The organism is Paracoccus sp. MC1862 (genome assembly GCF_016617715.1).
Classification (GTDB): Bacteria; Pseudomonadota; Alphaproteobacteria; order Rhodobacterales; family Rhodobacteraceae; genus Paracoccus.
In genome coordinates, this window is sequence record NZ_CP067225.1 from 2176917 (window position 1) to 2203175 (window position 26259).

Consider the following 26259-nt stretch of genomic DNA (forward strand, 5'->3'; position numbering starts at 1 on the left):
GCCTAGTGGCTTGGTTTATTTACAAAACTTCATAGAAGATTGGTGGAGCCGAGGGGAATCGAACCCCTGGCCTCGTCATTGCGAACGACGCGCTCTACCAACTGAGCTACGGCCCCACAGGCGGGCTATTTGACGGGTCGTCCGGGGGTTGTCAAGCGCCCGCGTTCACCCCGCCGCAATCTGTTCCCGGACCCATTCCGTCAGTTGCGCCGCCGGCCTTGCGCCGGCCAGCCGCGCCCGCTCTCGCCCGTTCTGGAACAGGATGAAGGCCGGGATGCTGCGGATGTTCCAGCGCGCCGTGGCGTCGGGATGGGACTGGGTGTCGATCTTGGCCAGCCGCGCGGTGCCCTGCAGCAGGACTGCCGCCTTCTCGAACTCGGGCGCCATCATCCTGCAGGGGCCGCACCACGGCGCCCAGCAATCCACCAGCAGCGGCAGGTCGTCGGTGCGGGCGGCCTTTTCAAGCATGGCGAAGTCGAGCGAAACTGGCTTGGCCGGCAGCAGGCCCGCCCCGCAGACGCCGCATTTGGGAGCGGCAGACAGCCGCTCGCGCGGGGTGCGGTTGACCTGACCGCAGCTCAGGCATGTCAGCTTCAGCGCCATGGGCGATCAGAAGATGCCGACGACATAAAGCAGGATGATGACCACGACAGGGATGCCGAGAAACCAGGCGATGATGCCCTTCATGAGGTATTTTCCTTTCGGTTCATGACTCTGGGCAAACGTCCCGACAGGGATGCGGTTCCTGCGGGGTGATGGCACCGGCCATCCCGGCAGAAGAAAGCCGCGCCATGCAGGCGCGGCTTCTGCGATCAGAGGATCGGACCGGCCTATTCCGCTGCTTCGGCATAGGCTTCCAAGGGCGGGCAGGTGCAGATCAGGTTGCGGTCACCATAGGCGTTGTCCACCCGCCCGACCGGAGGCCAGTATTTGTCCACCCGGAAGGCGCCGGGCGGGAAGCAGCCCTGCTCGCGCGAATAGGCGCGGTCCCATTCGGCGACCAGGTCCTCGACCGTGTGGGGGGCGTGGCGCAGGGGGCTGGCTTCAGCGCTGATACGGCTCTCGGCGACCTCGGTGATCTCGTCCCGGATCGCCAGCATGGCGGTGATGAAGCGGTCGATCTCGGCCTTGGTCTCGGACTCGGTCGGTTCCACCATCAGCGTGCCTGCCACGGGCCAACTCATGGTCGGCGCATGGAAGCCGTTGTCGATCAGACGCTTGGCGATGTCGTCCACGGTCACGCCATGCTCGGCGAAGACGCGGGTGTCCACGATGCATTCATGCGCGACGCGGCCACGGTTGCCCATGAACAGGATCGGGTAGGCCCCCGCCAGCCGCGAGGCGATGTAGTTCGCGTTCAGGATCGCCACGCGGGTCGCCTGCGTCAGCCCCGCGCCCCCCATCATGCGGATATAGGCCCACGAGATCAGCAAGATCGAGGCCGACCCCCAGGGCGCGGCCGAGACCGCCCCCGCCCCCTCGCGCGGATCGGCCGGCAGGTAGGGCGCCAGATGCTCCTTGACGCCGATGGGCCCCATGCCGGGGCCACCGCCGCCATGCGGGATGGCGAAGGTCTTGTGCAGGTTCAGGTGGCTCACGTCGCCGCCGATCTCGCCGGGCTTCACCAGCCCCACCAGCGCGTTCAGGTTGGCGCCGTCGATATAGACCTGCCCGCCATGTTCATGGGTGATGCGGCAGACGTCACGCACGGTGTCCTCGAAGACGCCATGCGTGGACGGATAGGTGATCATCACCGCTGCCAGCTTGTTGCCGGCCTTCGCAGCCTTGTCGGCGAAATCCTCAAGGTCGATGTCGCCATTGGGCGCCGATTTCACCACCACAACCTTCATCCCGCACATCTGCGCGCTGGCCGGGTTGGTGCCATGCGCCGACACCGGGATCAGGCAGATGTCGCGGTCCTCTCCGTTCGCCTTGTGATAGGCGGCGATGGTCAGCAGCCCCGCATATTCCCCTTGCGCGCCCGAGTTCGGCTGCAGCGAGAAGGCGTCATAGCCGGTGATCTCGCACAGCTTGTTGGTCAGGTCGGCGAACATCCGGTGATAGCCGGCGGCCTGCGCCTCGGGGGCGAAGGGGTGCAGCATCCCGAACTCGGGCCAAGTCAGCGGCATCATCTCGGCCGCCGCGTTCAGCTTCATCGTGCAGGACCCCAGCGGGATCATCGCCCGGTCAAGCGCCAGGTCGCGGTCCGACAGGCGGCGCATGTAGCGCATCATCTCGGATTCTGCCCGGTTCATGTGGAAGACCGGATGGGTCAGGTAGTCGCTTTCCCGCAGCAGGTCGTCGGGGATGGCCGGTCCCGTTGCGGGCTCGGCCATTTCGGTGATCCCGAAGGCATCCAGCACCCGCGCGATCACGCCCGCATCCGTCGTCTCGTCCACGCTGATGCCGACGCGGTCGCGGCCGACGCGGCGCAGGTTGATCCCGCGCTGCTCGGCGGCGGCGAGGATGCCCATCTGGCCGACACCCACCCGCACGGTGAAGGTGTCGAAGAAGGCGTCCGTCTCGACCTCGGCCCCGGCCGACCTTAGGGCATTCGCCAGCGTGACCGCGTTCAGGTGCACCCGTTGCGCGATCGCCTTGAGGCCCACCGGCCCGTGAAACACCGCATAGAAGGACGCCATCACAGCCAGCAGCGCCTGCGCTGTGCAGACGTTGGACGTGGCCTTCTCGCGCCGGATATGCTGTTCGCGCGTCTGCAGGGCCAGACGGTAAGCCTGCCGCCCCGCCGCGTCGATGGAAACGCCGACGATGCGGCCCGGCATCGCCCGCTTCATCTCGTCGCGGCAGGACATGAAGCCCGCGTGCGGGCCGCCATAGCCCATCGGCACGCCGAAACGCTGGGCCGAGCCCACGCAGATATCCGCGCCCATTGCGGCGGGTTCCTTAAGCAGGCACAGCGCCAGCAGGTCGGTTGCAGCCACCGCAACCGCGCCCGCCTTGTGCAGCGCCTTGCAGTGCGGGGTGAGGTCGCGGACATGGCCGAAGGTGCCGGGATACTGGAAGATCGCGCCGAAAACCTGCGCCGGATCGCAGTCATCGGGCTTGCCGCGGATGATCTCGATCCCCAGCGGCTCGGCCCGCGTCTCGATCACGCTGATCGTCTGAGGATGCAGGTTCTCGCTGACGAAGAAAGCCTTGGCCTTCGACTTGGCAAGCCGCTGCGCCATGGCCATCGCCTCGGCGGCGGCCGTCGCCTCGTCCAGCAGCGAGGCGTTCGCCACCGGCAGCCCCGTCAGGTCGGCCACCATCGTCTGGTAGTTCAGCAACGCCTCGAGCCGCCCCTGCGAGATCTCGGGCTGATAGGGCGTGTAGGCGGTGTACCAGGCCGGGTTTTCCAGGATGTTGCGCTGGATCGCAGGAGGCGTGACGGTCCCGTAATAGCCCTGCCCGATCAGACTGGTCATCACTTTGTTCTGGCTCGCGACCTCGCGCATCATCGCCAGCAGCTCGCGCTCGGACAGCGCCGGCCAGTCCAGCGATCCGTCCTGCCGGATCGCTTCCGGCACGGTCTGCTCGATCAGTTGGTCAAGACTGTCCACGCCCACCACCTTCAGCATCTCCTCCATCTCGGCGGGCGAAGGGCCGATATGACGGCGGTTGGCGAAATCATCGGGGTTGTAGGAGGTCGGGTTCCAGCGGGTCATGCGTTCTGTTTCATCCTAGACGCTCGGTGACCAACAAAGAAATCTCACCAGCGTCTGTTATGGCGAGATCCTGAAAGCGAAACACTCCCACATAGCCGTCACGCGTTAGATCCGACGCGCTGACGTCATGTTGAATCACTACAGCATCGTGGGTCCGCAATGCGGCTGTGAGGCGCATATATTCTTTCCCGCCGAGACACTTAGGATCGTAGGAGTCACGATAATAGGGACGTGAGCGCTGCCAGATTGAGTTATGCAGGACGGCGAGTTCGCGTCCTTCTACTTCAGCCGTCCAGCCACCGCGCCGACCTAATATCCGAGCGCGTTTATACATTTCAGCCGATCAGTTCCTGATAGGCGGCCTCGTCCATGAAGCCGTCCAGCGACGTGCCGTCCGCCGGCTTGACGCGGAAAAACCAGGCCGCCATCGCGTCCGAGTTCACGTCGCCCGGCGCATCGGCCAGCGCCTCGTTGACGGCGGTGATGGTGCCCGCGACCGGGGACACGATGTCGGACGCCGCCTTGACCGATTCGATCACCACGATCTCCTCGCCGGCCTCGACCTCGCGGCCGACCTCGGGCAGCTCGATGAAGACCACGTCGCCCAGTTGCTCGCTGGCATGGGCGGTGATGCCGATGACAAGCTCATCGCCCTCGGCGCGCAGCCATTCGTGTTCGGGGGTGTATTTCAGCATGAGCGCCTCAGCGTTTGTAGGTGGGTTGAACGAATGGCATGGGCGCGACCGTTGCCGGCAGGCGCTTGCCGCGCAGTTCGGCGTAAACGGTGGTGCCCTCGGCAATCCCGGCGGCCAGCGTCGCCATCGCAATGGGCACCCCGGCCGAGGGGCCGAAGCCACCCGAGGTGATGCGCCCTACAGGTTCGCCGCCTTCGGGACCGGCGTAGATCGGGGTGCCCTCGCGCATGGGCGCGCGGCCTTCGGGGCGCAACCCGCGGCGGATATGCGCGGCCTTTCCCAGTTCGGGCAGGATCTTGTCGGCGCCCGGAAAGCCGCCCGCGCGCGCTCCGCCCGCGCGGCGGACCTTGGGGATCGACCAGCCGAGGCCCGCCTGCGCGGGCGACACCGTGGCATCCATGTCGTTGCCGTAAAGCGGCAACCCCGCCTCAAGCCGCAGCGAATCGCGGGCGCCGAGGCCGATAGGGGCCACGCCTTCCTGCGCCAGCAGGGCGCGGGCGAAGTCCAGGGCGCGTTCGGCGCGGATGCTGATCTCGAACCCGTCCTCGCCGGTATAGCCCGAGCGGCTGACCCACAGCACCTCGCCCTCCCAGGGCAGATCGACCGAATCCATGAAGCGCAAATCGGCCGCGCCCGGCACCAGCGCGGCCAGCGCCCGCTCGGCCCCCGGTCCCTGCAGCGCCAGAAGGGCGCGGTCGGTCACGACCTCGGGCGCCAGCCCGGCCTCGGTCATGTGGGCGATGTCAGCTTCCGCACGGGATGCGTTGACGACCAGCAGCAGGTGGTCGCCCTTGCCCGCGATCATCAGGTCGTCAAGGATGCCGCCGTCCTCACTGGTGAACAGTCCGTAACGCTGCCGCCCCGGCGCAAGGCCGATGATGTCGGCAGGCACCAAGCGTTCCAGCGCCTTCGCCGCGCCCTCGCCGCGCAGGATCACCTGCCCCATGTGGCTGACGTCGAACAGCCCGGCGGCCTTGCGGGTGTGCAGGTGCTCGCCCATCACCCCCATGGGATACTGGACCGGCATCTCCCATCCGGCGTAAGGCACCATCCGGGCACCGAGTTCGGTATGCAGGTCGTAAAGCGGCGTGCGGCGCAGTTCGGTCATGGCATCTCCCCTTGGCGGCGTGCGGCCGCGTGTCGATGCCCCCTCTGTCCCTGCCCCGCCGGGGCGCCTGAGATCGTTATCCTTCGGCGGGCCATCCCTGCGGACAGCCACTCTTCAGAGTTTTATGCGGACGCGGTCTTTCTGCCTGAGAGTTTACCGGGGCGGTTGCTCCTTCGGCCCTGGCCTGCGCCAGCGTCTCCCGTCGTCCGCGACTTTGGTAGCAGCCGACCCGGCAGTCTGGCAAGGGCCTTGGCGCGACCTGCCCCGGCCACGCGATCGTCAAGGATAGATCACGACCGGAACGCCGGGGCGGACCATCGAGAAGATTTCCTCGATCTCCCGATCGTTCACCGCGATGCAGCCTGCGGTCCAGTCACGCGCCGTGGCCTTGTTGCCATTAGGTCCGCGGCCATGGATCATGATATCCCCTCCGGGCTGCTGACCCAGCATCATCGCCCGCGCCTTGTCGGTCGGGTCAGGATAGGAAATCCCCAGCGACAGGTGATAGGCGCTGTTGGGGTTCTGACGGTTGATGTAGTAGATGCCCTCGGGTGTGCGGCCGTCGCCTTCGTACATCTTGTGGCCGATGGGCTGGAAGCCCAGCCCGATGTCATAAGCCTTCAGCACCGTGCTGCCGCTGAGCAGGAACATCTGCCGGTCGCCCTTTTCGACCACGATCTGGGTCACGGGCGGGCCGCTGTAGCTGCGGAACTTGCTGACAGGTTGCTTGGCGCCGCCACCGCAGGCTGTCAGCAAGACAAGCGCGGTCAGCGCAACAAAATTGCGGATAGTCGAGATCATCACTGCCCCAGAATCGCTTATTTGCGTTTTCTTGATCCAGAGTTACCACAACCGGCGGTTTTCCGCCAACTGCCAGCAATGACGATCCTCGGCATTTTTCTTCGCGCTATTGCGTAAAAGTCGCAATCAGTTCGACATGGGGCGACCAGCGGAACTGGTCCACGACCTCGATCCGGCCCAGGCTGTAGCCGCCCTCGACCATGGTCCGGGCGTCGCGGGCGAAACTCACGGGATCGCAGCTGATCCAGGCCACGGCCGGCACCTGCGACTGGGCCAGCGCGGCGGCCTGCGCCGCCGCCCCTGCACGCGGCGGATCGATCACGGCGGCGTCGAATCGCGCAAGTTCATCCGGCAGCAGCGGCCTGCGGGCGAGGTCGCGAACCTCGGTCGTCACGCGGCGCAGCCCCGGCGCGGCCCTCCAGCCCGCGTCCAGCGCGGCCAGGGGCGCGGCGAGTCCCTCGACCGCATGGACCTCGGCGGTTTCGGCCAGCGGCAGGGTGAAGGTTCCCGCGCCGGCGAACAGGTCGGCGATCCGCGGCGCCGGGCCGACGATCCGGCGCGCAGCGGTCAGCAGCGCGGCTTCGCCTTCCGCCGTCGCCTGCAGGAACCCGCCCGGCGGCGGCACCACCTGTGCCCGCCCGAAGGAGATCGCCGGAGGCCGCGCCACGATCGCCTCGCCATCCCAGTCGAGCCGCGCCCAAGCCGCCGCGTTCATCAGCGCCGCGAGATCCGACAACAGCCCCGGTGTCATCGGTTTGCCGCCCGCCACCGCGACGTCCAGCCCCGCCGCAGACTCGGTCACCACCAGCGACAGCTCACGGGTGCGCGAGCCGCCAAGGCTCACCAGCCGCCGCAGGTCGGGCAGCGCGGCCAGGATCGCGGGCCGGACCACGAGGCACTCGGCCACATCCACGATCACGTCCGAGGCGCGCTGGTGGAACCCGATCAGCGCCCCCGCCTTCGTCCGCCGCCCCGACAGCACCGCCCGGCGGCGCGACCGCGGCGGAGAGGTGTGCACCTCCGCGATCTCGGCCGTGATCCCCTGCGCGGCCAGCGCATTCCGCACCACCTGCGCCTTCCATCCGGCCACGAAGCCGTCGCTCGCGTGCATCAGCGAACAGCCGCCGCAGACCTTGTAATGCGGGCACGGCGCTTTCACGCGATCCGCCGAGGGCGTCACGATCCGCGGCCGGGCAATGCGCCCCGCCTTGGCCTCGCCCTCGATCTGCTCGCCCGGCAGCGTCAGGGGCGCGAGCGCGCGTTCGTCCCCGCGCAGCGCCACGCCGTCGCCGCGCCGCCCCAGCCGCTCGACCGTCCAGTGGGTCATTCGGCGGCCTGCGCCTCCTCGGGCTCGGTCCCCAGGAAGCCGCCCGACTGGCGGTTCCAGTAGCGGGCATAAAGGCCGCCCCTCGCCAGCAGTTCGGCGTGTCGCCCCTGCTCGACGATGCGGCCATCGTCCATGACCACGATCCGGTCCATCTCGGCGATGGTGGACAGGCGGTGCGCGATGGCCAGCACGGTCTTGCCCTGCATGATCCGGTGCAGCGATTCCTGCACCTGCGCCTCGACCTCGCTGTCAAGTGCGCTGGTGGCCTCGTCCAGCACCAGGATCGGTGCGTCCTTGACGAAGGCGCGGGCCAGCGCGATCCGCTGCCGCTGCCCGCCCGAGAGCTTCACCCCCCGCTCGCCCAGATGCGCGTCATAGCCCTTGCGGCCTGCAGAATCCTGCAGGCCCAGGATGAAGTCATGCGCCTCGGCGGCCCTGGCGGCGGCGACCATCTCCTCCTCCGAGGCGCCCGGTCGGCCATAAAGGATGTTGTCGCGCGCCGAGCGGTTGAACAGCGCCGTATCCTGAGTGACCATGCCGATGTTCTGGCGCAGGGACTGCTGGGTGACGCGGCGCACGTCCTGGCCGTCCACCAGGACCGCACCCTTCTCGACGTCGTAAAGCCGCAACAGCAGCGAAACCAGCGTGGACTTGCCCGCGCCCGAGGCCCCGACGATGCCGATCCGCTCGCCCGGCGCGATCCGCAGCGACAGATCCCCGATGCCCCCTTCCTCGCGGCCATAGGCGAAGCTGATCCCGTCGAAGACGACCTCCCCGCGCAGCCGGCCCAGGTCCACCGCGTCGGGCGCATCGACCAGGCTGTGCGGCGGCGACAGCGTCTGCATCCCGTCCTCGACCTCGCCGATGGATCCCCAGATGCCCATCAGCGCCATGCTGACCCAGCCGGTCATCTGCGCCAGCCGCATGGCGATGGCGCCGGATGCCGCCACGTCGCCGGGCGTGGCCTGCCCCTGTTGCCACATCATGACGGCTCCGCCGACCAGCACCACCGGCAGGATGCCTGACACGATGGTCAACGACAGCCGGAACCAGGTGTTCAGCCGGCCGAAGTCGATGGCGCGGTCGCGAAAGGTCTCCATCGCGCCAAGGGCCGCTTGGTCCTCGTATTCGGCGCTGGCGAACAGCTTGACGGTCTTGATGTTGGTGATCGTATCGACGACCTGCCCGGTGATCATGGCCCGCGCGCTGGCGCGTCCCTTGGACTGCGCCCGCACGCGCGGCAGGAAAAAGCGGATCAGCGCCAGATAGACCCCGAGCCAGACGACCAGCGCAAGCGCGGCCCAGGCGTCGATCGTCACCAGGAAGATGGCCGAGCCCAGCACCGCCGACAGGGCGAAGGTGCCGGTGTTGACCATCTCACTGGCCACATCGGTGACGGCCCGGGCGGTCTGCATCTGCTTCTGCGCGATGCGGCCGGCGAAGTCGTTGTCGAAGAAGGTGACGGCATGGCCCATCGTCCAGCGGTGCAGGCGCGACAGCACCAGCGGCAGGATGTTCGGGCCGATGATGACGTTCGACGACGCCGCCGACAGGCCCATGATGGCAGGCCGCAGGACCAGGAAGAACCCGGCGAAAGCGGCGATCAGCCAGCCGTGATCGACCAGCGTCCGCCCCCCCGACTGCGCCACCGCATCCACGACCAGTCCCAGCAGCGTGGCCGAGGCGACCTCGGCCGCGCCCGACAGAGCCGAGGCGAAGGCCGCGACCCCCAAGCCCCCCCAGGCGCCCGACAGCGCCCAGCGGAAGAAGGCCAGCAGTGTGCGCGGCGGCGGCCCGTCGGCCGGCCGGAATGCGTCGATCAGCCGCTCGAAGGTCTGGTGCAGCATCATGGGCCTTCTCCTGCCAGAAGCGCGATGTCCACCAGCGCGGGCGCAGGCATCAGGAAACCACCCTCGATCCATGCGGCCTCGGCCGCGCGCAGCCCGCGTCCCAGCGCCGGCCCCGACAGCCGATCCGACAGGTCGGCGGCGGAAATCGGCAGCACCTGCCCCGCGGCGAAGGCGATCTGCTCGCGCCAGTCCTGGCGCAATTCCTCGTTCCGCGAAGCCCGCAGCACCGCCAACTGCTCCGCACGCCCGGCCCCCAGCCGATAGGCCGCCTCGGCCAGCGGCAGATCAGAGCGCAACTCCTCCTGCACCCTTGCCTCAGCGCGTGAAAGACGCAGCGCATCCACCGCGTCAGCCGCTGCAAGAGCCGCAAGCCGCAGCTCCCAGTCCTTCTTTCTGGTTGAAATACCCTCGGGGGTGCGGGGGCAGACAGTCCCCGCTTCGACGGCGATCATTGCAGCAAGCCCCTCGGACCCTGCGCCCGGCAGGACCTGCGCAAGAACACCGGCCTGCTCCATCAGCCGCACGGCCTCCAGCGGATCGGCAGCGGACAGGAGCTTCCGCATCTCGGCCCCGATCCGCTCGCGCGAAATGCGGGCAAGCCCGCCGGCATGGCGCGCGCAGGCCGCCAGCGCCTCGGGGTCCGCCGCACCGGGGCGACCGTAACGGGCATGGAAGCGGAAGAAGCGCAGGATGCGAAGATAATCCTCGGTGATGCGCTCGTCCGGGTCGCCCACGAAGCGGACGCGCCGGGCAGCAAGGTCGGGCAGTCCGCCGACAGGGTCCAGCACCTCGCCCGAAGCCTCGGCGTAAAGCGCGTTCATGGTGAAATCGCGCCGCGCCGCGTCCTCCTCGATCCGGTCCGAGAAGGCGACGATCGCGCGCCGTCCGTCCGTTTCCACGTCGCGGCGGAAGGTCGTGACCTCGAAGCCGCGCCCGTCGGCGACCACGGTGATCGTGCCATGCTCGATCCCCGTGGGCACGGGTTTCAGCCCCGCGGCCCTCGCCAAGTCCATCACCCTTTCAGGTCGCGCATCGGTGGCGATGTCGATGTCGTCCACCGGCTCGTCCAGCAGCGCGTTGCGGACCGCGCCGCCGACAACCAGCGCCCGGTGCGGGGCCAGCGCCGCCAGCACGCGCCGCAGCGAGGGGTCCGCCGTGATCGCCTCGGGCAGCCTCATGCGGAGAGCCTTTTCGCCAGCGCCAGCAGCACCCGCGCCGTTGCGCCCCAGATGTAATAGGGACCGCAGGGCGCGACGTGATAGGACCGCCAGCCGCCACGCCAAAGCCGCCGCTCCAGCCGGTAGTTCGTCGGATCGGCGATGTGGGCGAAGGGGACGGTAAAGGCCTCCTCGACCTCGCCTGCCTCGGGCACCGGGGTAAAAGGCCCCCGGATCATTGCCAGAACGGGCGTCATGGCAAAGCCGGTGACGGTGCGATGTGGCGGCAGCACCCCCAGCACCTCCACCTGCGCGGGGTCCAGCCCCACCTCCTCGCGCGCCTCGCGCAACGCGGCGGCGATCTCATCCGCGTCGCCCGGATCGACCTTGCCGCCCGGCAGGGCGATCTGGCCGGGATGGTGGCGCAGCCCGCTCGCCCGCTTGGTCAGCAGCAGGCGTCCGTCCTCGTGGAAGGCGGCCAGCACGCCCGCAGGCCGCGCCTCAAGCCCCGGCGGGACAGAGCCGTTCTGGTCGAAGTCCGAGGTCGCCCCGGCGGGCACATCGAGCGCCCGCTTGAGTCTTTCACGCACCTCGGCCGCCTGCAGCATCAGCGGCCTTCCTCCGACGCCTCGGCGGGCAGGACATTGCCCTCGGCGTCCACCGTGGCCTCGAAGCCCAGCGAGGCGGGGTCGAATTCGTAATGCGCGCCGCAGAACTGGCAGTCGGCGGTGACGGTGCCCTCGTCCGTCGTCATGTGGCGGATGTCCTTGGCCGAATAGATCGACAGCGTCCCCCGCACCCGGTCGGCCGAGCAGGAACAGCCGAACTCGACCCGCTGGGGGTCGAAGACGCGCGGCGTTTCCTCGTGGAACAGGCGCACCAACAGGTCCGTGGGCGCGACGGACGGCCCGATCAACTCGATCGGTTCCACCGTGGACAAAAGGTGGTTGGCGCGGTTCCAGTCCTCGGATTCTACGCCCTGCAGGATGTCGGCGGCCTCGATCAGCCCATGCTCGCCCGAGCCGCCCTTGCCCGCGTCCATCGGCTGCGCCGGCAGGGTCTGCAGCATGACCCCGCCCGCGCGCCAGCGTTCCGCATCCCCCGCCATCCGGCTTTTCCCGTAGGACAGGGTGAAGCTGGACGGAATCTGCTCGGACTGGGCGAAATAGGTCCCTGCGCAGGACGAGAGCGACCCGCCCGACAGCGGCGTGATCCCCTGATAGGGCAGGTTGCCCGCCCCCTGGTCGATCAGGATGGCGAAATAGCCCTCTCCGATCTGCTCGAAGGCGGGGCGGTCGTCCAGCCGCTCCGCGTCGAAGCTGGCCCAGGCGCGGATGCGCGCGGGACCGCCATCGGACGACGGCGCGTAGTAGTCGGCGGCGATGGTGCGGACGGCGCCGTTGCCGCGCACCTGGATCGACAGCTTCCAGCGCAGCTTGATGGTCGGCCCGATCAGCGCGGCCAGCAGCGCAACCTCGGCCACCAGCGCCGCGACCGGCGCAGGGTAATTGTGGCGCGACAGGATATGTTCCAGCACACCGTCCAGACGGGCCACGCGGCCACGCACGCCGGAGCGGTCAAGCTGGAAGGGCAGAACGGTATCGTCCCAGGCGATCTGGTTGATGGTGGTCATGGTGGCCTTTCGGAAATCTGCGCGCCAAAGGTGCGGCGCGGCGTTGCTTGCCGATATAGGCAGGCCCGCGCCGCAACCCAAGGTCAGGCCCAGCCGGCCATGTTCTCGGCGATCACCTCGGTCAGCACGGCGATATGGGCGTCGTCATCGTTCAGGCAGGGGATGTAGGTAAAGCCCTTGCCGCCCGCGTGCTCGAAGGCCTCGCGGATCTCGCCGTTGATCTCCTCCAGCGTCTCGATGCAGTCGGCGCTGAAGGCCGGAGAGATCACCGCGATGTCGGCGATGCCGCGTTTAGCCAAGTCCGCCACATGCTCGACAGTATAGGGCCGCAGCCATTCCTCGGACCCGAAGACCGACTGGAAGGTGGTGTCGATGGAGTCCTCGGGCCAGCCGAGCCGCTCGCGCAGCAGGCGCGAGGTCTTCTGGCACTGGCAATGATAGGGGTCGCCTTCCAGCAGGTAGCGCTTCGGCATCCCGTGATACGAAGCCACCAGCTTCTGCGGGCGTCGGCCCTGAAGCGTGCGCTCGACCGACTGCGCGAGTGCGTCGATATAGTCGGGACGGTCGAAATAGGGCGGGCAGATGCGAGCCGAGGGCTGCCATTTCTGCGTCATCAGCGCGCGGAAGAACTGGTCGTTCGCCGAGGCCCAAGTCGAGCCCGCATATTGCGGATACATCGGCAGGAAGACGATGCGGTCGCAGCCCGCACTGACCATCCCGTCCACCACCGACCGGGTCGAGGGATTGCCGTAGCGCATGCAGAAATCGACGATCACGCGGTCGCCCCAGCGTTCGGCGCAGGTCTGGCGCAGCTTGGCCACCTTGGCCTTGGTGATCGTCAGCAGCGGACTTTCGTTGGCCTCGTTGTTCCAGATGGACCGGTAGTTCGCCCCCGAGGTGAAGGGCCGCTTGCTGAGGATGATCCCCTGCAGCAGCGGCTGCCATTTCCATTTCGGATAGTCGATCACCCGCTGGTCCGACAGGAACTCGCTGAGATAGCGGCGCATCGACCAGTAGTCGTGGCCGTCGGGGGTGCCAAGGTTGGCGACGAGGATGCCGATCTTCGGCTGCGGCAAGGCGGGATGGTCTGCGGGGGCGTGGCGCGGCTGGCTCGGGTCCTGGGGGCGGGCGTGCTGGTTCATGGGGTCCTCTGGCTCAGCGCCGCGGCAAGGCTGGTTCGGGCCGAGCCGGGGCGCAATGGTTTCGGCTGGTTGTCGGCAGGCGCCCATCCGGTCAGGAAGATCAGGTCCAGCCCCAGCCGGATGCGGCCGGGATCCTGCGGGTCGGGGGCGGTTTCGGCAAGGATCTGCGCCGCGCGCCGCAGGATCGTGCGGCGGGTCGGATGGCGCAGGCGGCGGTCGAGCGCGTTGGTTTCCCCCATCGCGCGCAGGTCGCGGGCAAGGTGGAGAAAGTCGCGGTAGCTGACGGCTTGCGTGATCTGGTCGGCCACCGGCAGGGCCAGCCCCGCCCGCGTCACCAGTGCGCCGAGGTCGCGGATTTCGCCGAAAGGGGCGATGCGGGGGGAAAGGCCGCCGGTCACCTCGACCTCGGCCTGCGCCAAGGCGGCGCGCAGGGGGGCAAGCGTCCCAGCCCCCGGCAGCACGGCGATAAAAAGGCCATCTGGAACCAGCGCGCGGGCCGACTGGATCAACTGGCCCACCGGATCGTCGGCCCAGTGCAGCGCCAGCGCGTGGATCACGAGATCATGCTGACCGGGCTGAAGCGCCAGCACCGGCTCGTCCCCCACGACGCGGGCCGCAGGCATGGCGGCGGTCCAGAAAGCGGGATTTCCGGTCACCACGGCAGGTGCCGTAAACGTCCTGTTAATCTCTGACAGCCTATCCTCGATCTCGTCACGGACCAGCGCATGCAGCCAGTCCTCGCGCCCGATGCGGGCCGCGCGGGCGCGGTTGCGCGAAAGCGCGGTGCGGTCGGTCAGGCGCGGCGGGCCGTCGAAGTCAGGGGGAGAAGCGGACATGGGACTGCAACTTAGGTCGTTCGGCTCGGTGATGAAAGCGGGGCGGGCGATTCTGTTCCCGCCGCAGTGCCTCGACTGCGGGGCGGGCGTGGCCGAGGACGGGGCGCTCTGCCCCGATTGCTGGCGCGAGGCCGAGTTCATCGGCGCCTGCCATTGCGAGCGCTGCGGCATCCCCCTGCCCGGCGACGGCGGCGAGGAGGCGGGACTTGCCTGCGACGAATGCCTGTCCGTGGCCCGGCCATGGGACAGGGGCCGCGCGGCGGTGGTCTATGCGGGCAGCGGGCGCAGGCTGGTGCTGGCCCTGAAGCATGGCGACCGGCCCGACCTGGCGCCCTCGCTGGGGCGGTGGCTGGCTGCGGCAGCGGGGCCTCTGCTGCGGCCGGACATGCTGGTGGTGCCGGTGCCGCTGCATCCGCGCCGGATGATGGCGCGAAAATACAACCAGTCGGCGCTGCTGGCGGCGGCGGTGGCGCGGGCGCACGGGCTGCGGCTTGAGGCTGCGGCGCTGCGCCGCACCCGGCACACGCCGATGCAGGACCACGGCTCGGTCGCCGACCGCTTCGCCAATGTCGAGGGCGCGGTTGAGGTGGCGGCGCGGGTCCGGCTGCGGCTGGAAGGCAGGCCGGTGCTGCTGATCGACGACGTGATGGCCTCGGGCGCGACGCTGGGGGCAGCCGCCTCGGCGCTTGCGGCGGCGGGCGCGGGGCCGGTGTCGGTCGCGGTGCTGGCACGGGCGGTCAAGGGCGGAAGCGCGTCGGCTTCGCAGGCAGCATGATCGGGGCTGAGGGCCTGCTTCCACGCTGGCGCAGCCTCCCGCAAGGGTTCCATTTCCGGCGCCTGCAAGCCTGACAGTCACGACAAGGAATAGAGAAAGCCGCGATCACCCTGCAAGAAGAAACCCCGCCCGGTGCCCCCGCAGGCTGCCGATTCGCCCCGCAAGGTCACGGAAGTTCGCCTGAATCACCCTTTCGCCCCTTTTCATCCCGGTCCCGGATTTGCATCTTTCATCCATGCTGCGGATCAACGACACCATCACCATCGCCGATTGGGAACTGTTCGAGCAGTTCACGCGCGCACAGGGACCCGGGGGACAGAACGTCAACAAGGTCTCGACCGCCGTCGAGCTTCGCTTCGAGGCCGAGCGCTCGCCTCACCTGCCCGCTCCCGTCAAGACGCGGCTGCGGCGGCTTGCGGGCCGGCGCTGGACCGGGGATGGCGCCATCCTTATCCAGGTGCAGGACACCCGCAGCCAGGCCCGCAACCGCGAAATCGCGCGCGAACGGCTGGCCGACCTGATCCGCTCGGCCCTGGCCGCGCCCCGCCCCCGCATCGCCACCCGCCCGACGCTGGGCAGCCAGCGCCGCAGGCTTGCCGCCAAGGCCCAGCGGGGCACCATCAAGGCGCTGCGCGGCCCTGCAGGCACGGCGGAGGACGGATGAAGGACCTGCGCCGCAGGCTCGCCCGGTTTCTCGGCGCCCGCACGCCCCGGCTACAGGCCGGCGCGATCTGCCGCGATCCGGCGACGGGCAAGGTGCTGCTGATCACCAGCCGCGACACCGGCCGCTGGATCATCCCCAAGGGATGGCCCATGCCCGGCCGCACCCTGGCGCAGGCCGCCCTGCAGGAGGCGTGGGAGGAAGCGGGCGTCCACGCCCATGCGGCCGAGGATCTGGGCATCTATCACTACGACAAGACGCATGACCGGGGTTTCGCCATCCCGGTCGAGGTCAGGGTGTTTCTTGTCCCCGTCGAGGCGCTGGCTGATTGCTGGCCCGAACAGCCGCAGCGCACCCGGCGCTGGTTCGCCCCTGAAAAGGCGGCCGGGCTGGTGTCCGAGGCCGAGCTTGCCGCCTTGCTGTCCACGCTTGCGCCCCGCCGCCCGGCCGCGCCCTTTTCCACGCGCGCCTGAGGGCGCGGATGGCCGAGTTCCGAATTCTCGACAAGGATCTGGACCGGGTCGCGAATGCCGAAAGCGCAGGGCTTCACTCGACGCGCGCCGTTTTCCGGCTGGGCCTTGCGCTGACCTTTGCGGCGGTGGTCGCGATCGTCGGGACGCTGGCGGGCGCCGCCCTGTCGGGCATGCTGGTCGCGGGGATGCTCGTGGCGACCTTCCTGGCGCTGTCCATCGGGGCCAATGACGTGGCGAACGCGCTGGGCCCGCCGGTCGGCGCGGGCGCGATCTCGATGAGCGCGGGCCTCATCCTCGTGGCGCTGGCCGAGATCGCGGGCGCCATGCTGGCCGGAGGACGTGTCACCGAAACACTGACCACGGGCATCCTGCCCGCCGACCTGATGCATCAGGGAACCGAGCCTGCCACCGTCATGCTGGCCGCGATGCTGGCCGCCGCCATCTGGATCACGCTGGCGACCTGGGCGGGGGCGCCGGTCAGCACCACCCACGCTATTGTCGGGGGCATCTCGGGCGCGGGGCTGGTCGTCTTCGGACCGGGGGCGCTGCAATGGCGCGGGCTGGCCGGGATCGCGACCGCATGGATTGCCGCGCCCATCGTCGCGGCGCTGGCGGGGGCGGCGCTGCTGGCCGTGCTGCGCCGGGCGATCCACCGCGCGCCGGACCGCGCCCGCGCGGCCGCGCGCCTGCTGCCATGGGTCGTGGGCTGCATCGCCGCCGTGCTGACCCTCAACGCCCTTTCGCTCAGCGGCGTCGGCGCACCCGTCGTCCTTGGCGCGACCTTCGCGGTCAGCGCCGCGTCCGTCGTCTTCGCCCGCATCCGCATGGCGGACGAGATCGCGGCCGGGCATCCCGGCCGGCAGATGCTCGACCGGATGCTCGGACCGCCGCTGGTGCTGGGGGCGATCCTGATGGGATTCAGCCACGGCTCGAACGACGTGGCCAACATCGTGGCGCCGCTTGCAGTGCTGGGGCGGTCCACCGAGCTGTGGCCGCAGGCCGAGCCGACCTCGATCCGGCTGCTGGCGCTGGGCGGCGCCGGGATCGCGGTGGGCGCGCTGCTGTTCGGCCGGCGGCTCGTCCACATGGTCGGCAGCCGGATTACCCGGCTGAACACCGCCCGCGCGCTTTGCGTATCGTTGGCGACCTCGCTGACGGTGCTGGCCGCGACGCGGCTGGGAATGCCGGTGTCCACCACCCATGTCGCGGTGGGCGGCGTCTTCGGCGTCGGCTTCTACCGCGAATGGGAGGAGCGCCGCTTCCGCAGCGCCCGGACCCGCGCCCGCAAGCCGCTGCCACCCGAGGAACTGCGCCGCCTTCAACTGGTGCGCCGCGCCGCCGTCCTGCGGACGCTGGCCGCCTGGGTCGTGACGCTGCCCGCTGCCGGGGTCTTGGCCGCGACCCTTGCCTGGATGATCGGCTGAGCCTCAGAAGGCGCGGAAGGTCATCGTCGTCAGCGTCCGGTTGATGCCGGGAATGTCGAACAGCCGTTCGGACAGGTAATGGCCCACGTCCTCATCCTCGGGGACATAGACCTTGGCCAGCAGGTCGTATTCGCCCGAGGTCGAGTAAAGCTCGCTCACCACCTCCCGGTCGTAGATGGCGTCGGCGACCTCGTAGGTCTTGCCGGGGGTGCAGCGGAACTGGACGAAGACGGGACGCATGGGAACCTCTCGAAGGCAGGGGCGCGGGCCAGTCTAGCGGGCTTGCGGCGCGCGGGCCAGAGCGGCGCCCTGTGCCCCCGCCCAGCGCCAGAACCGCGTCATCAGCAGCGCGGCCGCGGCGGTCAGCCCGACCAGCAGTCCCAGCCACAGCCCCGGCGGCCCCATCCCCAGCGGAAAGGCCAGCAGCCAGCCGGCAGGCAGGCCGATCAGCCAGTAGCTGACAACCGCCAGCACCATCGGCACACGCGTGTCCTGCACCCCGCGCAGCAGCCCCAGCGCGATGGCCTGCATGGCGTCGGCCAGCTGGAACAGCCCCGCGTAAAGCATCAGCGAGGCCGCCAGCGCCACGATCACCGGCGCCCTCGGGTCGGCGGGGTTGAGGTAAAGCCCGGTCAGCGCCTCGGGGATCGTCAGGAAAGCGGCCATCGGGACCAGCGCAAAGCCCGCCGACAGCAGGATCGCCGCCAGCGCCGCCAGGCGCAGCCCCTGCGGGTCCCCCGCCCCGTGCGCCGATCCCACCCGGATCGTCGCCGCATTGGAAATGCCCAGATGCACCATGAAGGTCAGACCCGCGATCTGCAGGGCGATGCCATGGGCGGCCAGTGGCTCGGCCCCGAACCAGCCCATCAGGACGTTGGCGCCGGTGAACATCCCCGTTTCCGCCACCAGCGTCAGCCCGATCGGCAGGCCCAGCGCGAAGACGGACCGGAACGCCGCCCAGTCCGGCCGCCACAACCGCTGGAACAGGTGATAGGGTCGCCCCTCGGGCACCCAGGCGGCACAAGCCGCCAGCGCGGCAAGCTGCATCCAGTTGACCGAAAGGCTGGCGATCCCCGAGCCGCGCACGCCCAGTTCCGGCAGCCCCCATTCCCCGAAGATCAGCAGCCAGTTGAACAGCGCATTGATCGGCAGCCCGATCAGGTTGACGACAAGCGCCAGGTTCGGTCGCCCCAGCGCCGCGAGATAGCTGTTCAGCACCATCCCCGCCAGCACCGCGGGCATCGCGGGGATCATCGCCCGCAGCCATTCCTGCCCCAGCGCAGCGATCCGAGGCTCCTGCCCCAAGGCAGAGAGGATCGGCCCCGACCACCACAGAAGCGGCACGATCAGCAGGGAATGGAGGACCGACAGCCACAGCGCCATCCGCGTGGCCCGCCGCACCTCGACCGCGTCGCCGCGAGCGCGCGCGCTGGCGATCACCCCCATGACGCCCAAGGCATAGCCCGACCCGAGCATCGTCAGGATGAAGAAATACGAGGTCGCCAGCACCAGCGCCGCCAGCTCATCGACGCCGTAGCGGCCGATCAGCACGGTGTCCGTCACCCCGATCAGCATCCGGCTGACATGGGTGCCCACCAGCGGCAGGCCGAGAAGGAAGGTGGCGGTCAGATGCGGGCGCAGGCTCATGCCTCGCCCGTTATCCGCATTCGGGCTTCACGGGAAGCCCACCGACCCGAAGGCGGACCGCAGCCGCGGCGACAAGGGCGCGCTGTCCTCTTGTGCCTGTTGCCGCATTCCGCATTCCGCCCGTCCCGGCGGCCGCGGAACGTGGCGCTGCGCCCAGGCAAGTGCCGGGCCTTCACGATCATCTGCAACCCTGCCCGGCCTGCTGGCAAAAGGAGACATCATCGCCCGAACGAGCGGCCTCGGGCCTTTCCTCTCGGCAAGACAGGGGCTCGTCGGCTCAAGCGATGCGACAGGGCGGGCTGTCCCTCATGGGCGCAAGGCCCTGCGCTGGACACAGGGTGAAAGTCATGCCCGACTTGTCAAAGGACCATGGGCGCATAGCCAGGCAGCGTTCCCACCGGAACGGAAACCTGCCATCAAGTCCGAGGCCGGAAGCCTTGTTCCCTCGTCGCAGGTCCGGGCTGCCGAGCAAGGTTCCATCGGCGGACCTCCGATCGGGCGCCGACCTTCATTCCAGCCGCGCCGGCAGCACCATCCCCCGCAGCGCCTCGGCGGCGGGCATCGGCCGCTTGCCCTCGCGCTGGAGTTCGGTGATCTCGACCGCGCCTGTGCCGCAGGCGATGGTGAACCCACCCAGCACCTTGCCCGGCGGGCCCTGCCCCTCGGCTAGCCGCGCGCGCAGCAGCTTCAGCCGCTCGCCGCCTGCCATGCACCAGGCGCCGGGAAAGGGCGACAGGCCCCGGATCAGCCGGTCCACCTGAGCCGCAGGCCGGGTCCAGTCGATCCGCGCCTCGGCCTTGTCGATCTTGGCGGCGTAGGTCACGCCATCCTCGGCCTGTGGCACGGCGGGCAGCGGCAGGCGGTCCAGCACATCGACGATCAGCGCCGCGCCCATCTGCGAGAGCCGGTCGTGCAGGTCGGCCGTGGTCTCCTCAGGTCCGATGGGCGTCTTCGCCTCGGCCAGCACCGGGCCGGTATCCAGCCCCGCCTCCATCTGCATGATAGCGACGCCGGTTTCCGCATCCCCCGCCATCACTGCCCGATGTATCGGCGCCGCCCCCCGCCAGCGCGGCAGCAGCGAGGCATGAATGTTCAGGCACCCGAGCCGTGGCGCATCCAGCAGCGGCTGCGGCAGGATCAGCCCATAGGCCACCACCACCGCCACATCCGCGCCCAGCGCCGCGAACTCCGCCTGCTCCTCGGTCCCCTTCAGCCGCACCGGACTCCGCACCGGGATGCCCAAGGCGTCGGCCGCTGCCTGCACCGGCGAGGGCCGGGGCTTCTGCCCCCGCCCCGCCGCCCGCGGCGGCTGAGAGTAAACGCAGACCACCTCGTGCCGCGCGGCGATCGCCTGCAGCGCAGGAACCGAGAAATCGGGTGTCCCCATGAACACGACGCGCATCACCCGCTCCCCTCTTTCTTCTTCGTGAAATATCCTGAGCTTTTGAGCGCCCGGAAAACAGTCCGGCAGACTGTTGTCAGCGAAAAAGGCAGCGGCGAGTGGGACAGCGCCCCGGTCCGGCGCCTCTACCTGCGCGCCAGCTTCGCCGATTTCGCCACCAGCATCCGCCGCTTCAGCGCCGACAGGCGGTCCACATAGACCCGCCCGTCCAGATGGTCGATCTGGTGCTGCACGCTTGTCGCCCACAGGCCCACGAAGTCCCGCTCCTCGACCTCTCCGCCTTCGTTGAGAAACCGCACCGTCACCGCCCGCGGCCGTTCGATCACCGCCGAGACGCCGGGCAGGTTGGGCGAGGCCTCCTCGTGCGACCGCAGCTTCACCGAGGCGTGCAGGATCTGCGGATTCGCCATCCGCACCGCCTGCCCCCGCCCCTCCGAGGCATCCACGACCGCCAGCCGCAGCATCACGCCCACCTGCGGCGCCGCAAGGCCCAGGCCCGGCATCGCCTCCATCGTGTCGATCATGTCGTCCCAGATCGCCCGGATCTCGTCCGTGACCGCCTCGACGGGCGCGGCGGCGGTATGCAGCCGCCGGTCGGCATAGGGGACGAAGGACCGGACCGCCATTCAGGCCCGCGCCATCTCGCGCTTCATCTTGGTCATGCGGCGCGAGATCATCTGCCGCTTCATCGGGCCGATATGGTCGATGAAGAGCTTGCCGTTCAGATGATCCAACTCGTGCTGCGCGCAGGTCGCCCAGAGCCCGTCGAAGTCCCGCTCGTGGCTTTTTCCGTCCAGGCCCGTCCAGCGCATCCGCACCTCGGCCGGGCGCGTGACATCGGCATATTGCTCGGGGAAGGACAGGCAGCCCTCCTCATAGGTGTTCAGCGCTTCCGAGGTGAAAACGATCTCGGGGTCCACCATCACCAGCGGCGCGCGGGGCGCCTGCGCGTCCTTGGTGCAGTCCATGACGAACAGGCGGCTCAGCACGCCCACCTGCGGCGCGGCCAGGCCCACGCCCGGCGCGGCATACATGGTGGCCAGCATGTCACCGGCCAGGGCCTCGATCTCGGGCGTGATCAGGCCCACGGGGTCGCAGGGCTTCTTCAGCCGGGGATCGGGGAACAGAAGGATGGGGCGCGTCATGGCATTCGCACATAGGACAAGGCTTCCCGCCGCGCAACAAGCCGCTATGGTCGGGCGCGCGTGACAGGAGACCCCCATGAACAGACCCGACCGCTTCGCCGACCCCGACTTCGCCCCCGACTTCGACACGCCCATCGAGCGGCGGGGGACGATGTGCAACAAGTGGGACGACATGGGCACGGTCTTCGGGCTGGACGCGCCCGACGCCCTGCCGATGTGGGTCGCCGACATGGACTTCGCCGCGCCTGCCGGCGTCCGCCGGGCGCTGGAAGAAACCGTCGCCCACGGCGTCTACGGCTATCCCGGCGTGAACCAGCCCTATCTCGACGCGATCCGCTGGTGGATGCGGACCCGCCACGGCTGGCAGGTGGAACGGGATCATATTCTCTCCGTCCACGGCCTCGTCAACGGCACGGCGCTGGCGGTGGATGCCTTCACCGAAACAGGCGATGCGGTGGTGCTGATGACGCCCGTCTACCACGCCTTCGCCCGCGTCATCAAAGCTGCCGGGCGCACGGTGACGGAACTGCCGCTGGCTGTCCGCGACGGCCAGTATGCGCTGGACTGGGATGGCTGGAAGGCAATTCTGACCGGCCGCGAGCGGATGCTGATCCTCTGCTCGCCCCACAACCCCGGCGGCCGGGTCTGGTCGCCCGAGGAACTGCGCGAGATCGCCGAATTCTGCCGCGCCCGCGACCTGATCCTCGTGTCGGACGAGATCCACCACGACCTCGTCCTGCCCGGCACTCCACGCCACACGGTCACGGCCTTGGCCGCTCCCGAGATCGCCGACCGCCTGGTGACGCTGACGGCGGCAACCAAGACCTTCAACATCGCAGGCGCGCATCTGGGCAATGCCATCATCGCCGATGAGACGCTGCGGGACCGCTACAAGGCGCGGATGATGGCACTGGGCATCTCGCCCGGGCTTTTCGGCCTACAGATGGTGACGGCGGCCTACTCGCCCGAGGGCACGGCCTGGGTGGACTCGGTGGTGGACTACATCGCCGGCAACGGCCGCATCTTCGACGAGGCCGTGAACGCCATTCCCGGCATCCGGTCCATGCCCCTGCAGGCGACCTATCTCGCTTGGGTGGACTTCACCGGCACCGGGATGGAGCCCGCGGAAATCCACCGCCGCGTTGAACAGGGCGCGCGGATCGCAGCCAACCACGGCGAAAGCTTCGGCCTGGGCGGCGCGGGTCACATGCGCTTCAACCTCGCCACGCCCCGCGCGCGGGTGGCCGAGGCGGCATCCCGCCTGCGCGAGGCCTTCGCCGACCTGCAATGAGGCCGCTGCGCATGGCCGCGCTGGGGGCGGTGGCTCTGGCCGGGTGGCTCGCCTGGACCGGCGGGATCCCCCTGCCGGTGCCGTTGCCGCCAACCCTGCCGCTGCCAGTGCCGCCGCCGACCACGAACATCCCGATCCCGCGCCCGCCGCGATTGCCGGACATCCGCATCCCCCAACCCGCGCCGGCGATCACCAGCCCGGTTCAGCGCATTCTGGTCGAGAAATCCGCCCGCCGCATGACCATCTTCCAGCGCGATGGCAACCCGCGCGTGATGCCCATCGCCCTCGGCTTCGCGCCCACGGGCGACAAGGTGAAACAAGGCGACGGCAAGACCCCCGAGGGTATTTTCAAGGTGGACCGCCTGAACGACCGCAGCAGCTTCACCCTGTCGCTGGGGCTGGACTACCCCCGCCCCGAGGACCGCACCCGCGCCCAAGCGCAAGGCGTCGATCCGGGCGGCGACATCATGATCCACGGCCAGCCGAATCAGGTGGAGGAAGGCTTCAGGGTCAAGGGCGACTGGACCGCCGGCTGCATCGCCGTCACCAACCCGGAAATTCGCGAGCTTTTCGCCCATAGCTCCCTCGGCATCGAGGTCGAGATCAGGCCATGAGCCACTCGGATGGTCTTTCTTCTTTGCCCAAATATCCTGGGGGAGCCGCGCGCAGTGCGGCGGGGGCAAAGCCCCCTCTTTCACGTCCCCCTCGGCTTGGCGCGCACCGTCGGGTCGGCCGTCATGGGGTCCTCGGGCCAGGGATGGCGCGGATAGCGGCCGCGCATATCCTTGCGGACATCGGCATAGCCCCCAGCCCAGAAGCCCGGCAGGTCGGTCGTCACCGCGATGGGCTTGCCGCCCGGCGACAGCATCTGGATGCGCAGGGGGCGGCCGCCCGCCATAGGGTGGCGGGTGACTCCAAACAGTTCCTGCAGCCGCGCCTCGATGGTCGGCGTCTCGGCGTCGTAGTCGATGGGAATGCGGCGGCCCAGCGGCGTGGTAAACGCCGCCGGCGCGGCCTCGTCCAGCCGCCGCTGGCCGCCCCAGCCGATCAGCGCCTTCAGCGGCTCGGTCAGGTCCAGCGCCCGCAAGTCGGACGCCGTGCGCGCCTTGCCCAGCCACGGCAGCAGCCAGCCGGGGTCGGACAGCAGCGCCGCGTCGCTGATCTCGGGCATATCCGCCACCAGCGCGATCCGCGCCCGCAGCCGGCGCGCCGAGGGCGTCCAGGGCAGGCCGAGGTCGCGCAGCCCCTCCCATGCCGCAAGCGCCACTGCCTCGGGATCGGGGTCATCCAGCGCCCGGTCGGAGAGGACCAGCGCCCCCAGCCGCTCCTGCCGGCGGGCCAGCACCCGGCCCTCGCGGCGGGACCATTCGACCAGTTCCACCGCCTCGATCCGGTCGCCGTAAAGCGCCCGCAGGTCCGCCTCGTCCAGCGCGGCCGCCATCCGCACTCGCGCCTCGCGGGCGTCGCCGTTGAGGTCGGTTGCCACGATCAACTGGTTCGCCCCCAGCGGATCGTTCTCGGCCAGCACCGCTCCCTTGCCTCCTGACAGCACATAGCGCTGCGCATCCCCCTTGCGGCGCAAGCCGATCCGATCAGGGTATGCAAGCGCCGCCATCTTGCCGAGGCTCATCACCGGGACCTTGGGCGCAAGGCGACGCAGGCGGCGGCCTTCCGCGCGGATGCGCTCGACCGCGCCGCGGTCGGCGGGCCAAGGGTGGCGCTCGGCATAGGCGCGGGGATCGCGGATGGCCTGAAGCCGCAGGGCAAGGTCGGCGGGGGCGCCCCGGACCGGGTCGTGCTCGGCCATCAGCGCGGCAAGCTCCGCCGCCTCGCGCCCGGCCGTCAGCAGCATGTGACCCAGCCGGGGATGCAAGGGAAGCGCGGCCAGCGCCCGGCCATGCGGGGTGATGCGGCCCACCCGCAGCGCGCCCAGATCCTTCAGCAGCGCCTGCGCCTCGGCGAGCGCGGCGGCGGGGGGAGGGGTCAGGAACGCGAGCCCCTCCCCGGACCCCCATGCCGCCAATTCCAAGGCAAGCCCGGCCAGATCGGCGGTGGCGATCTCGGGCGGGGCGAAGGCGGGCAGCGCGCCCTCCTCGGCCCGCGTCCACATCCGGTAGCAGATGCCCGGCGCCACCCGGCCTGCGCGGCCCCGGCGCTGCTCAGCCTCGGCGCGGCTCACGCGTTCCGTCACCAGCCGCGTCATACCGGAACCGGGATCGAAGCGCGCCCGCCGCGCGCGCCCCGCATCCACCACCACCCGCACCCCCGGAATCGTCAGCGAGGTTTCCGCGATGGAGGTCGCCAGCACGATCCGCCGCCTGTCGCCGGGAGGCGCGAGGGCGGCACGTTGGGCCGACAACTCCATCGCGCCGAAAAGCGGCACGATCTCGGCAGGGCCGTCCAGCATCGCGGCCACGCGGCGGATCTCGCCCTCGCCGGGCAGGAAGCACAGGATCGTGCCGCCGCTGTCGCGCGTCTCGGCCTCGGCCTCGGCGATCAGCCGGGCGGCCTCGGGGACCAGCCTGGCGCCCGCAGGCAGCGGCCGGCCGAGCCAGCGGGTTTCCACCGGAAAGGCCCGGCCCAGTGACCGCACCACAGGTGCTGCGTCCAGCAGCGCCGCGACAGGTTCCGCCTCCAGCGTGGCGGACATGACCAGCACGGAAAGATCGGGCCGCAAAGCCGCGCGGCTTTCCCAGACCAGCGCCAACCCGAGGTCGGCGTTCAGGCTGCGCTCGTGGAACTCGTCGAAGATCACGCAGCCGATGCCGGGCAGGTCGGGATCGGACTGGATCATGCGGGTCAGGATGCCCTCGGTCACGACCTCGATCCGCGCGCCGGGCACCGACTCTCCCCGGATGCGGTAGCCGATGGTCGCGCCCACGGCCTCGCCCAAGCTCATGGCCATCCGCTCGGCCGCGGCGCGAGCGGCAAGGCGGCGGGGTTCCAGCATCACGATGCGGCCGGGGAACAGATCGAGCAGCGCCAGCGGCACCCGCGTCGTCTTGCCCGCGCCGGGCGGGGCCACCAGCACCGCGCGGCCATGGTCCGCAAGCGCCTCGCGCAGAGCGGGAATTGCGTCATCAATGGGAAGGGCGTCGGTCATGGCGCGTGTGGTGGCGCAAAACGTGCGGCGGTGCAAACCCGCGGGGAACCCGGATGCGCGCCGCTGGTTGACGCTGGCGCGGACGGGCCAGGTCCCGGACGCCCGACCTCCGACCCTTCGCCCG

At 69.6% G+C, this 26259-nt stretch carries 25 protein-coding genes, 1 tRNA gene and 1 riboswitch; of the genes, 6 read left to right on the forward strand and 20 right to left on the reverse strand.

What is annotated here, in order from left to right; all coding sequences use genetic code 11:
- Positions 1-40 precede the first annotated feature (40 nt).
- From JGR78_RS10720 to JGR78_RS10785, 14 genes are all read right to left on the reverse strand, one after another.
- Positions 41-116: transfer RNA gene (locus tag JGR78_RS10720), tRNA-Ala, on the reverse strand.
- A 49-nt stretch (positions 117-165) separates the two neighbouring features.
- Entirely contained in the window at positions 166-603 is a 438-nt protein-coding gene (gene trxC, locus JGR78_RS10725; RefSeq protein WP_182790772.1) for a thioredoxin TrxC, read from the reverse strand.
- A gap of 6 nt (positions 604-609) precedes the next feature.
- Positions 610-762: a hypothetical protein gene (locus tag JGR78_RS10730; RefSeq protein ID WP_182790871.1), complete on the reverse strand. Its 153-nt coding sequence runs from the start codon at positions 760-762 to the stop codon at positions 610-612.
- 68 nt (positions 763-830) lie between these two features.
- Entirely contained in the window at positions 831-3665 is a 2835-nt protein-coding gene (gene gcvP, locus JGR78_RS10735; protein ID WP_182804936.1) for an aminomethyl-transferring glycine dehydrogenase, read from the reverse strand.
- Positions 3666-4000: 335 nt separating this feature from the next.
- A complete protein-coding gene (gene gcvH / locus JGR78_RS10740) occupies positions 4001-4357 on the reverse strand; it encodes a glycine cleavage system protein GcvH (protein ID WP_182804990.1) in 357 nt (118 codons plus the stop codon).
- A gap of 10 nt (positions 4358-4367) precedes the next feature.
- Positions 4368-5468, reverse strand: coding sequence for a glycine cleavage system aminomethyltransferase GcvT (gcvT, locus tag JGR78_RS10745; protein WP_182804938.1), 1101 nt, complete (start codon positions 5466-5468; stop codon positions 4368-4370).
- Positions 5469-5592: 124 nt separating this feature from the next.
- Positions 5593-5680: riboswitch (glycine riboswitch) on the reverse strand.
- A 67-nt stretch (positions 5681-5747) separates the two neighbouring features.
- Positions 5748-6269 carry a murein L,D-transpeptidase family protein gene (locus tag JGR78_RS10750; protein ID WP_182790775.1) on the reverse strand — a complete coding sequence of 174 codons (522 nt, stop codon included), beginning with the start codon at positions 6267-6269 and terminating at the stop codon, positions 5748-5750.
- Positions 6270-6375: 106 nt separating this feature from the next.
- Positions 6376-7596 (reverse strand): class I SAM-dependent RNA methyltransferase, encoded by a 1221-nt coding sequence (locus JGR78_RS10755; protein ID WP_182804941.1) that lies wholly within the window; start codon positions 7594-7596, stop codon positions 6376-6378.
- Positions 7593-9446: an ABC transporter ATP-binding protein gene (locus tag JGR78_RS10760; RefSeq protein WP_370576337.1), complete on the reverse strand. Its 1854-nt coding sequence runs from the start codon at positions 9444-9446 to the stop codon at positions 7593-7595. Before JGR78_RS10760 ends, JGR78_RS10755 begins: the two co-directional genes overlap by 4 nt.
- Complete coding sequence (locus JGR78_RS10765) at positions 9443-10624, reverse strand: CCA tRNA nucleotidyltransferase (protein WP_182804943.1); 1182 nt, start codon at positions 10622-10624, stop codon at positions 9443-9445. Before JGR78_RS10765 ends, JGR78_RS10760 begins: the two co-directional genes overlap by 4 nt.
- A complete protein-coding gene (locus JGR78_RS10770; RefSeq protein WP_182804945.1) occupies positions 10621-11211 on the reverse strand; it encodes a CoA pyrophosphatase in 591 nt (196 codons plus the stop codon). The genes JGR78_RS10765 and JGR78_RS10770 overlap by 4 nt, the downstream gene beginning before the upstream one ends.
- Positions 11211-12236, reverse strand: a complete 1026-nt coding sequence (locus JGR78_RS10775; protein WP_182804948.1) for an Hsp33 family molecular chaperone HslO — start codon at positions 12234-12236, stop codon at positions 11211-11213. The genes JGR78_RS10770 and JGR78_RS10775 overlap by 1 nt, the downstream gene beginning before the upstream one ends.
- An 83-nt stretch (positions 12237-12319) precedes the next feature.
- Complete coding sequence (hemH, locus tag JGR78_RS10780) at positions 12320-13378, reverse strand: ferrochelatase (protein WP_182804950.1); 1059 nt, start codon at positions 13376-13378, stop codon at positions 12320-12322.
- Positions 13375-14214 (reverse strand): SAM-dependent methyltransferase, encoded by an 840-nt coding sequence (locus JGR78_RS10785; RefSeq protein WP_182804952.1) that lies wholly within the window; start codon positions 14212-14214, stop codon positions 13375-13377. Before JGR78_RS10785 ends, hemH begins: the two co-directional genes overlap by 4 nt.
- On the opposite strand from JGR78_RS10785, the gene JGR78_RS10790 reads away from it, so the two are divergent.
- From JGR78_RS10790 to JGR78_RS10805, 4 genes are all read left to right on the forward strand, one after another.
- On the forward strand, positions 14213-14989 hold the full coding sequence (locus JGR78_RS10790; RefSeq protein WP_234450722.1) for a double zinc ribbon domain-containing protein: 777 nt from the start codon (positions 14213-14215) through the stop codon (positions 14987-14989). The two genes, JGR78_RS10785 and JGR78_RS10790, sit on opposite strands and share 2 nt — an antisense overlap.
- Positions 14990-15224: 235 nt before the next feature.
- A complete protein-coding gene (arfB, locus tag JGR78_RS10795; protein WP_182790782.1) occupies positions 15225-15653 on the forward strand; it encodes an alternative ribosome rescue aminoacyl-tRNA hydrolase ArfB in 429 nt (142 codons plus the stop codon).
- Positions 15650-16123, forward strand: coding sequence for an NUDIX hydrolase (locus JGR78_RS10800; RefSeq protein ID WP_182804954.1), 474 nt, complete (start codon positions 15650-15652; stop codon positions 16121-16123). Before arfB ends, JGR78_RS10800 begins: the two co-directional genes overlap by 4 nt.
- A gap of 8 nt (positions 16124-16131) precedes the next feature.
- Positions 16132-17547, forward strand: a complete 1416-nt coding sequence (locus tag JGR78_RS10805; RefSeq protein WP_182804956.1) for an inorganic phosphate transporter — start codon at positions 16132-16134, stop codon at positions 17545-17547.
- A 3-nt stretch (positions 17548-17550) separates the two neighbouring features.
- Here the strand turns inward: JGR78_RS10805 and JGR78_RS10810 are convergent, their stop codons facing one another.
- The 5 genes from JGR78_RS10810 to def (JGR78_RS10830) all read right to left on the reverse strand — a co-directional run bounded on the left by JGR78_RS10810 (position 17551) and on the right by def (JGR78_RS10830) (position 21741).
- On the reverse strand, positions 17551-17787 hold the full coding sequence (locus JGR78_RS10810) for an Lrp/AsnC family transcriptional regulator (RefSeq protein WP_182790785.1): 237 nt from the start codon (positions 17785-17787) through the stop codon (positions 17551-17553).
- Positions 17788-17820: 33 nt separating this feature from the next.
- Positions 17821-19194: an MATE family efflux transporter gene (locus JGR78_RS10815; protein WP_182790786.1), complete on the reverse strand. Its 1374-nt coding sequence runs from the start codon at positions 19192-19194 to the stop codon at positions 17821-17823.
- A 508-nt stretch (positions 19195-19702) separates the two neighbouring features.
- Entirely contained in the window at positions 19703-20596 is an 894-nt protein-coding gene (fmt, locus tag JGR78_RS10820) for a methionyl-tRNA formyltransferase (RefSeq protein WP_182790787.1), read from the reverse strand.
- A gap of 125 nt (positions 20597-20721) precedes the next feature.
- Positions 20722-21222 carry a peptide deformylase gene (gene def / locus JGR78_RS10825; RefSeq protein WP_182790788.1) on the reverse strand — a complete coding sequence of 167 codons (501 nt, stop codon included), beginning with the start codon at positions 21220-21222 and terminating at the stop codon, positions 20722-20724.
- Positions 21223-21741: a peptide deformylase gene (def, locus tag JGR78_RS10830; protein WP_182790789.1), complete on the reverse strand. Its 519-nt coding sequence runs from the start codon at positions 21739-21741 to the stop codon at positions 21223-21225.
- A 76-nt stretch (positions 21742-21817) separates the two neighbouring features.
- Between def (JGR78_RS10830) and JGR78_RS10835 the strand changes: the two genes are divergently transcribed.
- Together JGR78_RS10835 and JGR78_RS10840 are read left to right on the forward strand one after the other, a co-directional pair.
- Positions 21818-23032 (forward strand): MalY/PatB family protein, encoded by a 1215-nt coding sequence (locus JGR78_RS10835; protein WP_182804958.1) that lies wholly within the window; start codon positions 21818-21820, stop codon positions 23030-23032.
- A gap of 11 nt (positions 23033-23043) precedes the next feature.
- A complete protein-coding gene (locus JGR78_RS10840; protein ID WP_182790791.1) occupies positions 23044-23646 on the forward strand; it encodes a murein L,D-transpeptidase family protein in 603 nt (200 codons plus the stop codon).
- A gap of 80 nt (positions 23647-23726) precedes the next feature.
- On the opposite strand, the gene hrpB is transcribed toward JGR78_RS10840, so the two are convergent.
- Positions 23727-26135, reverse strand: a complete 2409-nt coding sequence (gene hrpB, locus JGR78_RS10845; protein WP_182790792.1) for an ATP-dependent helicase HrpB — start codon at positions 26133-26135, stop codon at positions 23727-23729.
- Positions 26136-26259: the final 124 nt, after the last annotated feature.

Coding starts and splice junctions, on each gene's coding strand:
- JGR78_RS10775 (WP_182804948.1), bottom strand. CDS start 12,236: ATGACCACCATCAACCAGATCGCCTGGGACGATACCGTTCTGCCCTTC.
- JGR78_RS10835 (WP_182804958.1), top strand. CDS start 21,818: ATGAACAGACCCGACCGCTTCGCCGACCCCGACTTCGCCCCCGACTTC.
- JGR78_RS10785 (WP_182804952.1), bottom strand. CDS start 14,214: ATGTCCGCTTCTCCCCCTGACTTCGACGGCCCGCCGCGCCTGACCGAC.
- JGR78_RS10750 (WP_182790775.1), bottom strand. CDS start 6,269: ATGATCTCGACTATCCGCAATTTTGTTGCGCTGACCGCGCTTGTCTTG.
- JGR78_RS10765 (WP_182804943.1), bottom strand. CDS start 10,624: ATGAGGCTGCCCGAGGCGATCACGGCGGACCCCTCGCTGCGGCGCGTG.
- gcvP (WP_182804936.1), bottom strand. CDS start 3,665: ATGACCCGCTGGAACCCGACCTCCTACAACCCCGATGATTTCGCCAAC.
- JGR78_RS10840 (WP_182790791.1), top strand. CDS start 23,044: ATGGCCGCGCTGGGGGCGGTGGCTCTGGCCGGGTGGCTCGCCTGGACC.
- JGR78_RS10790 (WP_234450722.1), top strand. CDS start 14,213: ATGGGACTGCAACTTAGGTCGTTCGGCTCGGTGATGAAAGCGGGGCGG.
- JGR78_RS10800 (WP_182804954.1), top strand. CDS start 15,650: ATGAAGGACCTGCGCCGCAGGCTCGCCCGGTTTCTCGGCGCCCGCACG.
- JGR78_RS10770 (WP_182804945.1), bottom strand. CDS start 11,211: ATGCTGCAGGCGGCCGAGGTGCGTGAAAGACTCAAGCGGGCGCTCGAT.
- trxC (WP_182790772.1), bottom strand. CDS start 603: ATGGCGCTGAAGCTGACATGCCTGAGCTGCGGTCAGGTCAACCGCACC.
- arfB (WP_182790782.1), top strand. CDS start 15,225: ATGCTGCGGATCAACGACACCATCACCATCGCCGATTGGGAACTGTTC.
- def (WP_182790789.1), bottom strand. CDS start 21,741: ATGACGCGCCCCATCCTTCTGTTCCCCGATCCCCGGCTGAAGAAGCCC.
- JGR78_RS10760 (WP_370576337.1), bottom strand. CDS start 9,446: ATGATGCTGCACCAGACCTTCGAGCGGCTGATCGACGCATTCCGGCCG.
- JGR78_RS10805 (WP_182804956.1), top strand. CDS start 16,132: ATGGCCGAGTTCCGAATTCTCGACAAGGATCTGGACCGGGTCGCGAAT.
- hemH (WP_182804950.1), bottom strand. CDS start 13,378: ATGAACCAGCACGCCCGCCCCCAGGACCCGAGCCAGCCGCGCCACGCC.
- JGR78_RS10755 (WP_182804941.1), bottom strand. CDS start 7,596: ATGACCCACTGGACGGTCGAGCGGCTGGGGCGGCGCGGCGACGGCGTG.
- def (WP_182790788.1), bottom strand. CDS start 21,222: ATGGCGGTCCGGTCCTTCGTCCCCTATGCCGACCGGCGGCTGCATACC.
- JGR78_RS10815 (WP_182790786.1), bottom strand. CDS start 19,194: ATGAGCCTGCGCCCGCATCTGACCGCCACCTTCCTTCTCGGCCTGCCG.
- fmt (WP_182790787.1), bottom strand. CDS start 20,596: ATGCGCGTCGTGTTCATGGGGACACCCGATTTCTCGGTTCCTGCGCTG.
- gcvT (WP_182804938.1), bottom strand. CDS start 5,468: ATGACCGAACTGCGCCGCACGCCGCTTTACGACCTGCATACCGAACTC.
- hrpB (WP_182790792.1), bottom strand. CDS start 26,135: ATGACCGACGCCCTTCCCATTGATGACGCAATTCCCGCTCTGCGCGAG.
- JGR78_RS10810 (WP_182790785.1), bottom strand. CDS start 17,787: ATGCGTCCCGTCTTCGTCCAGTTCCGCTGCACCCCCGGCAAGACCTAC.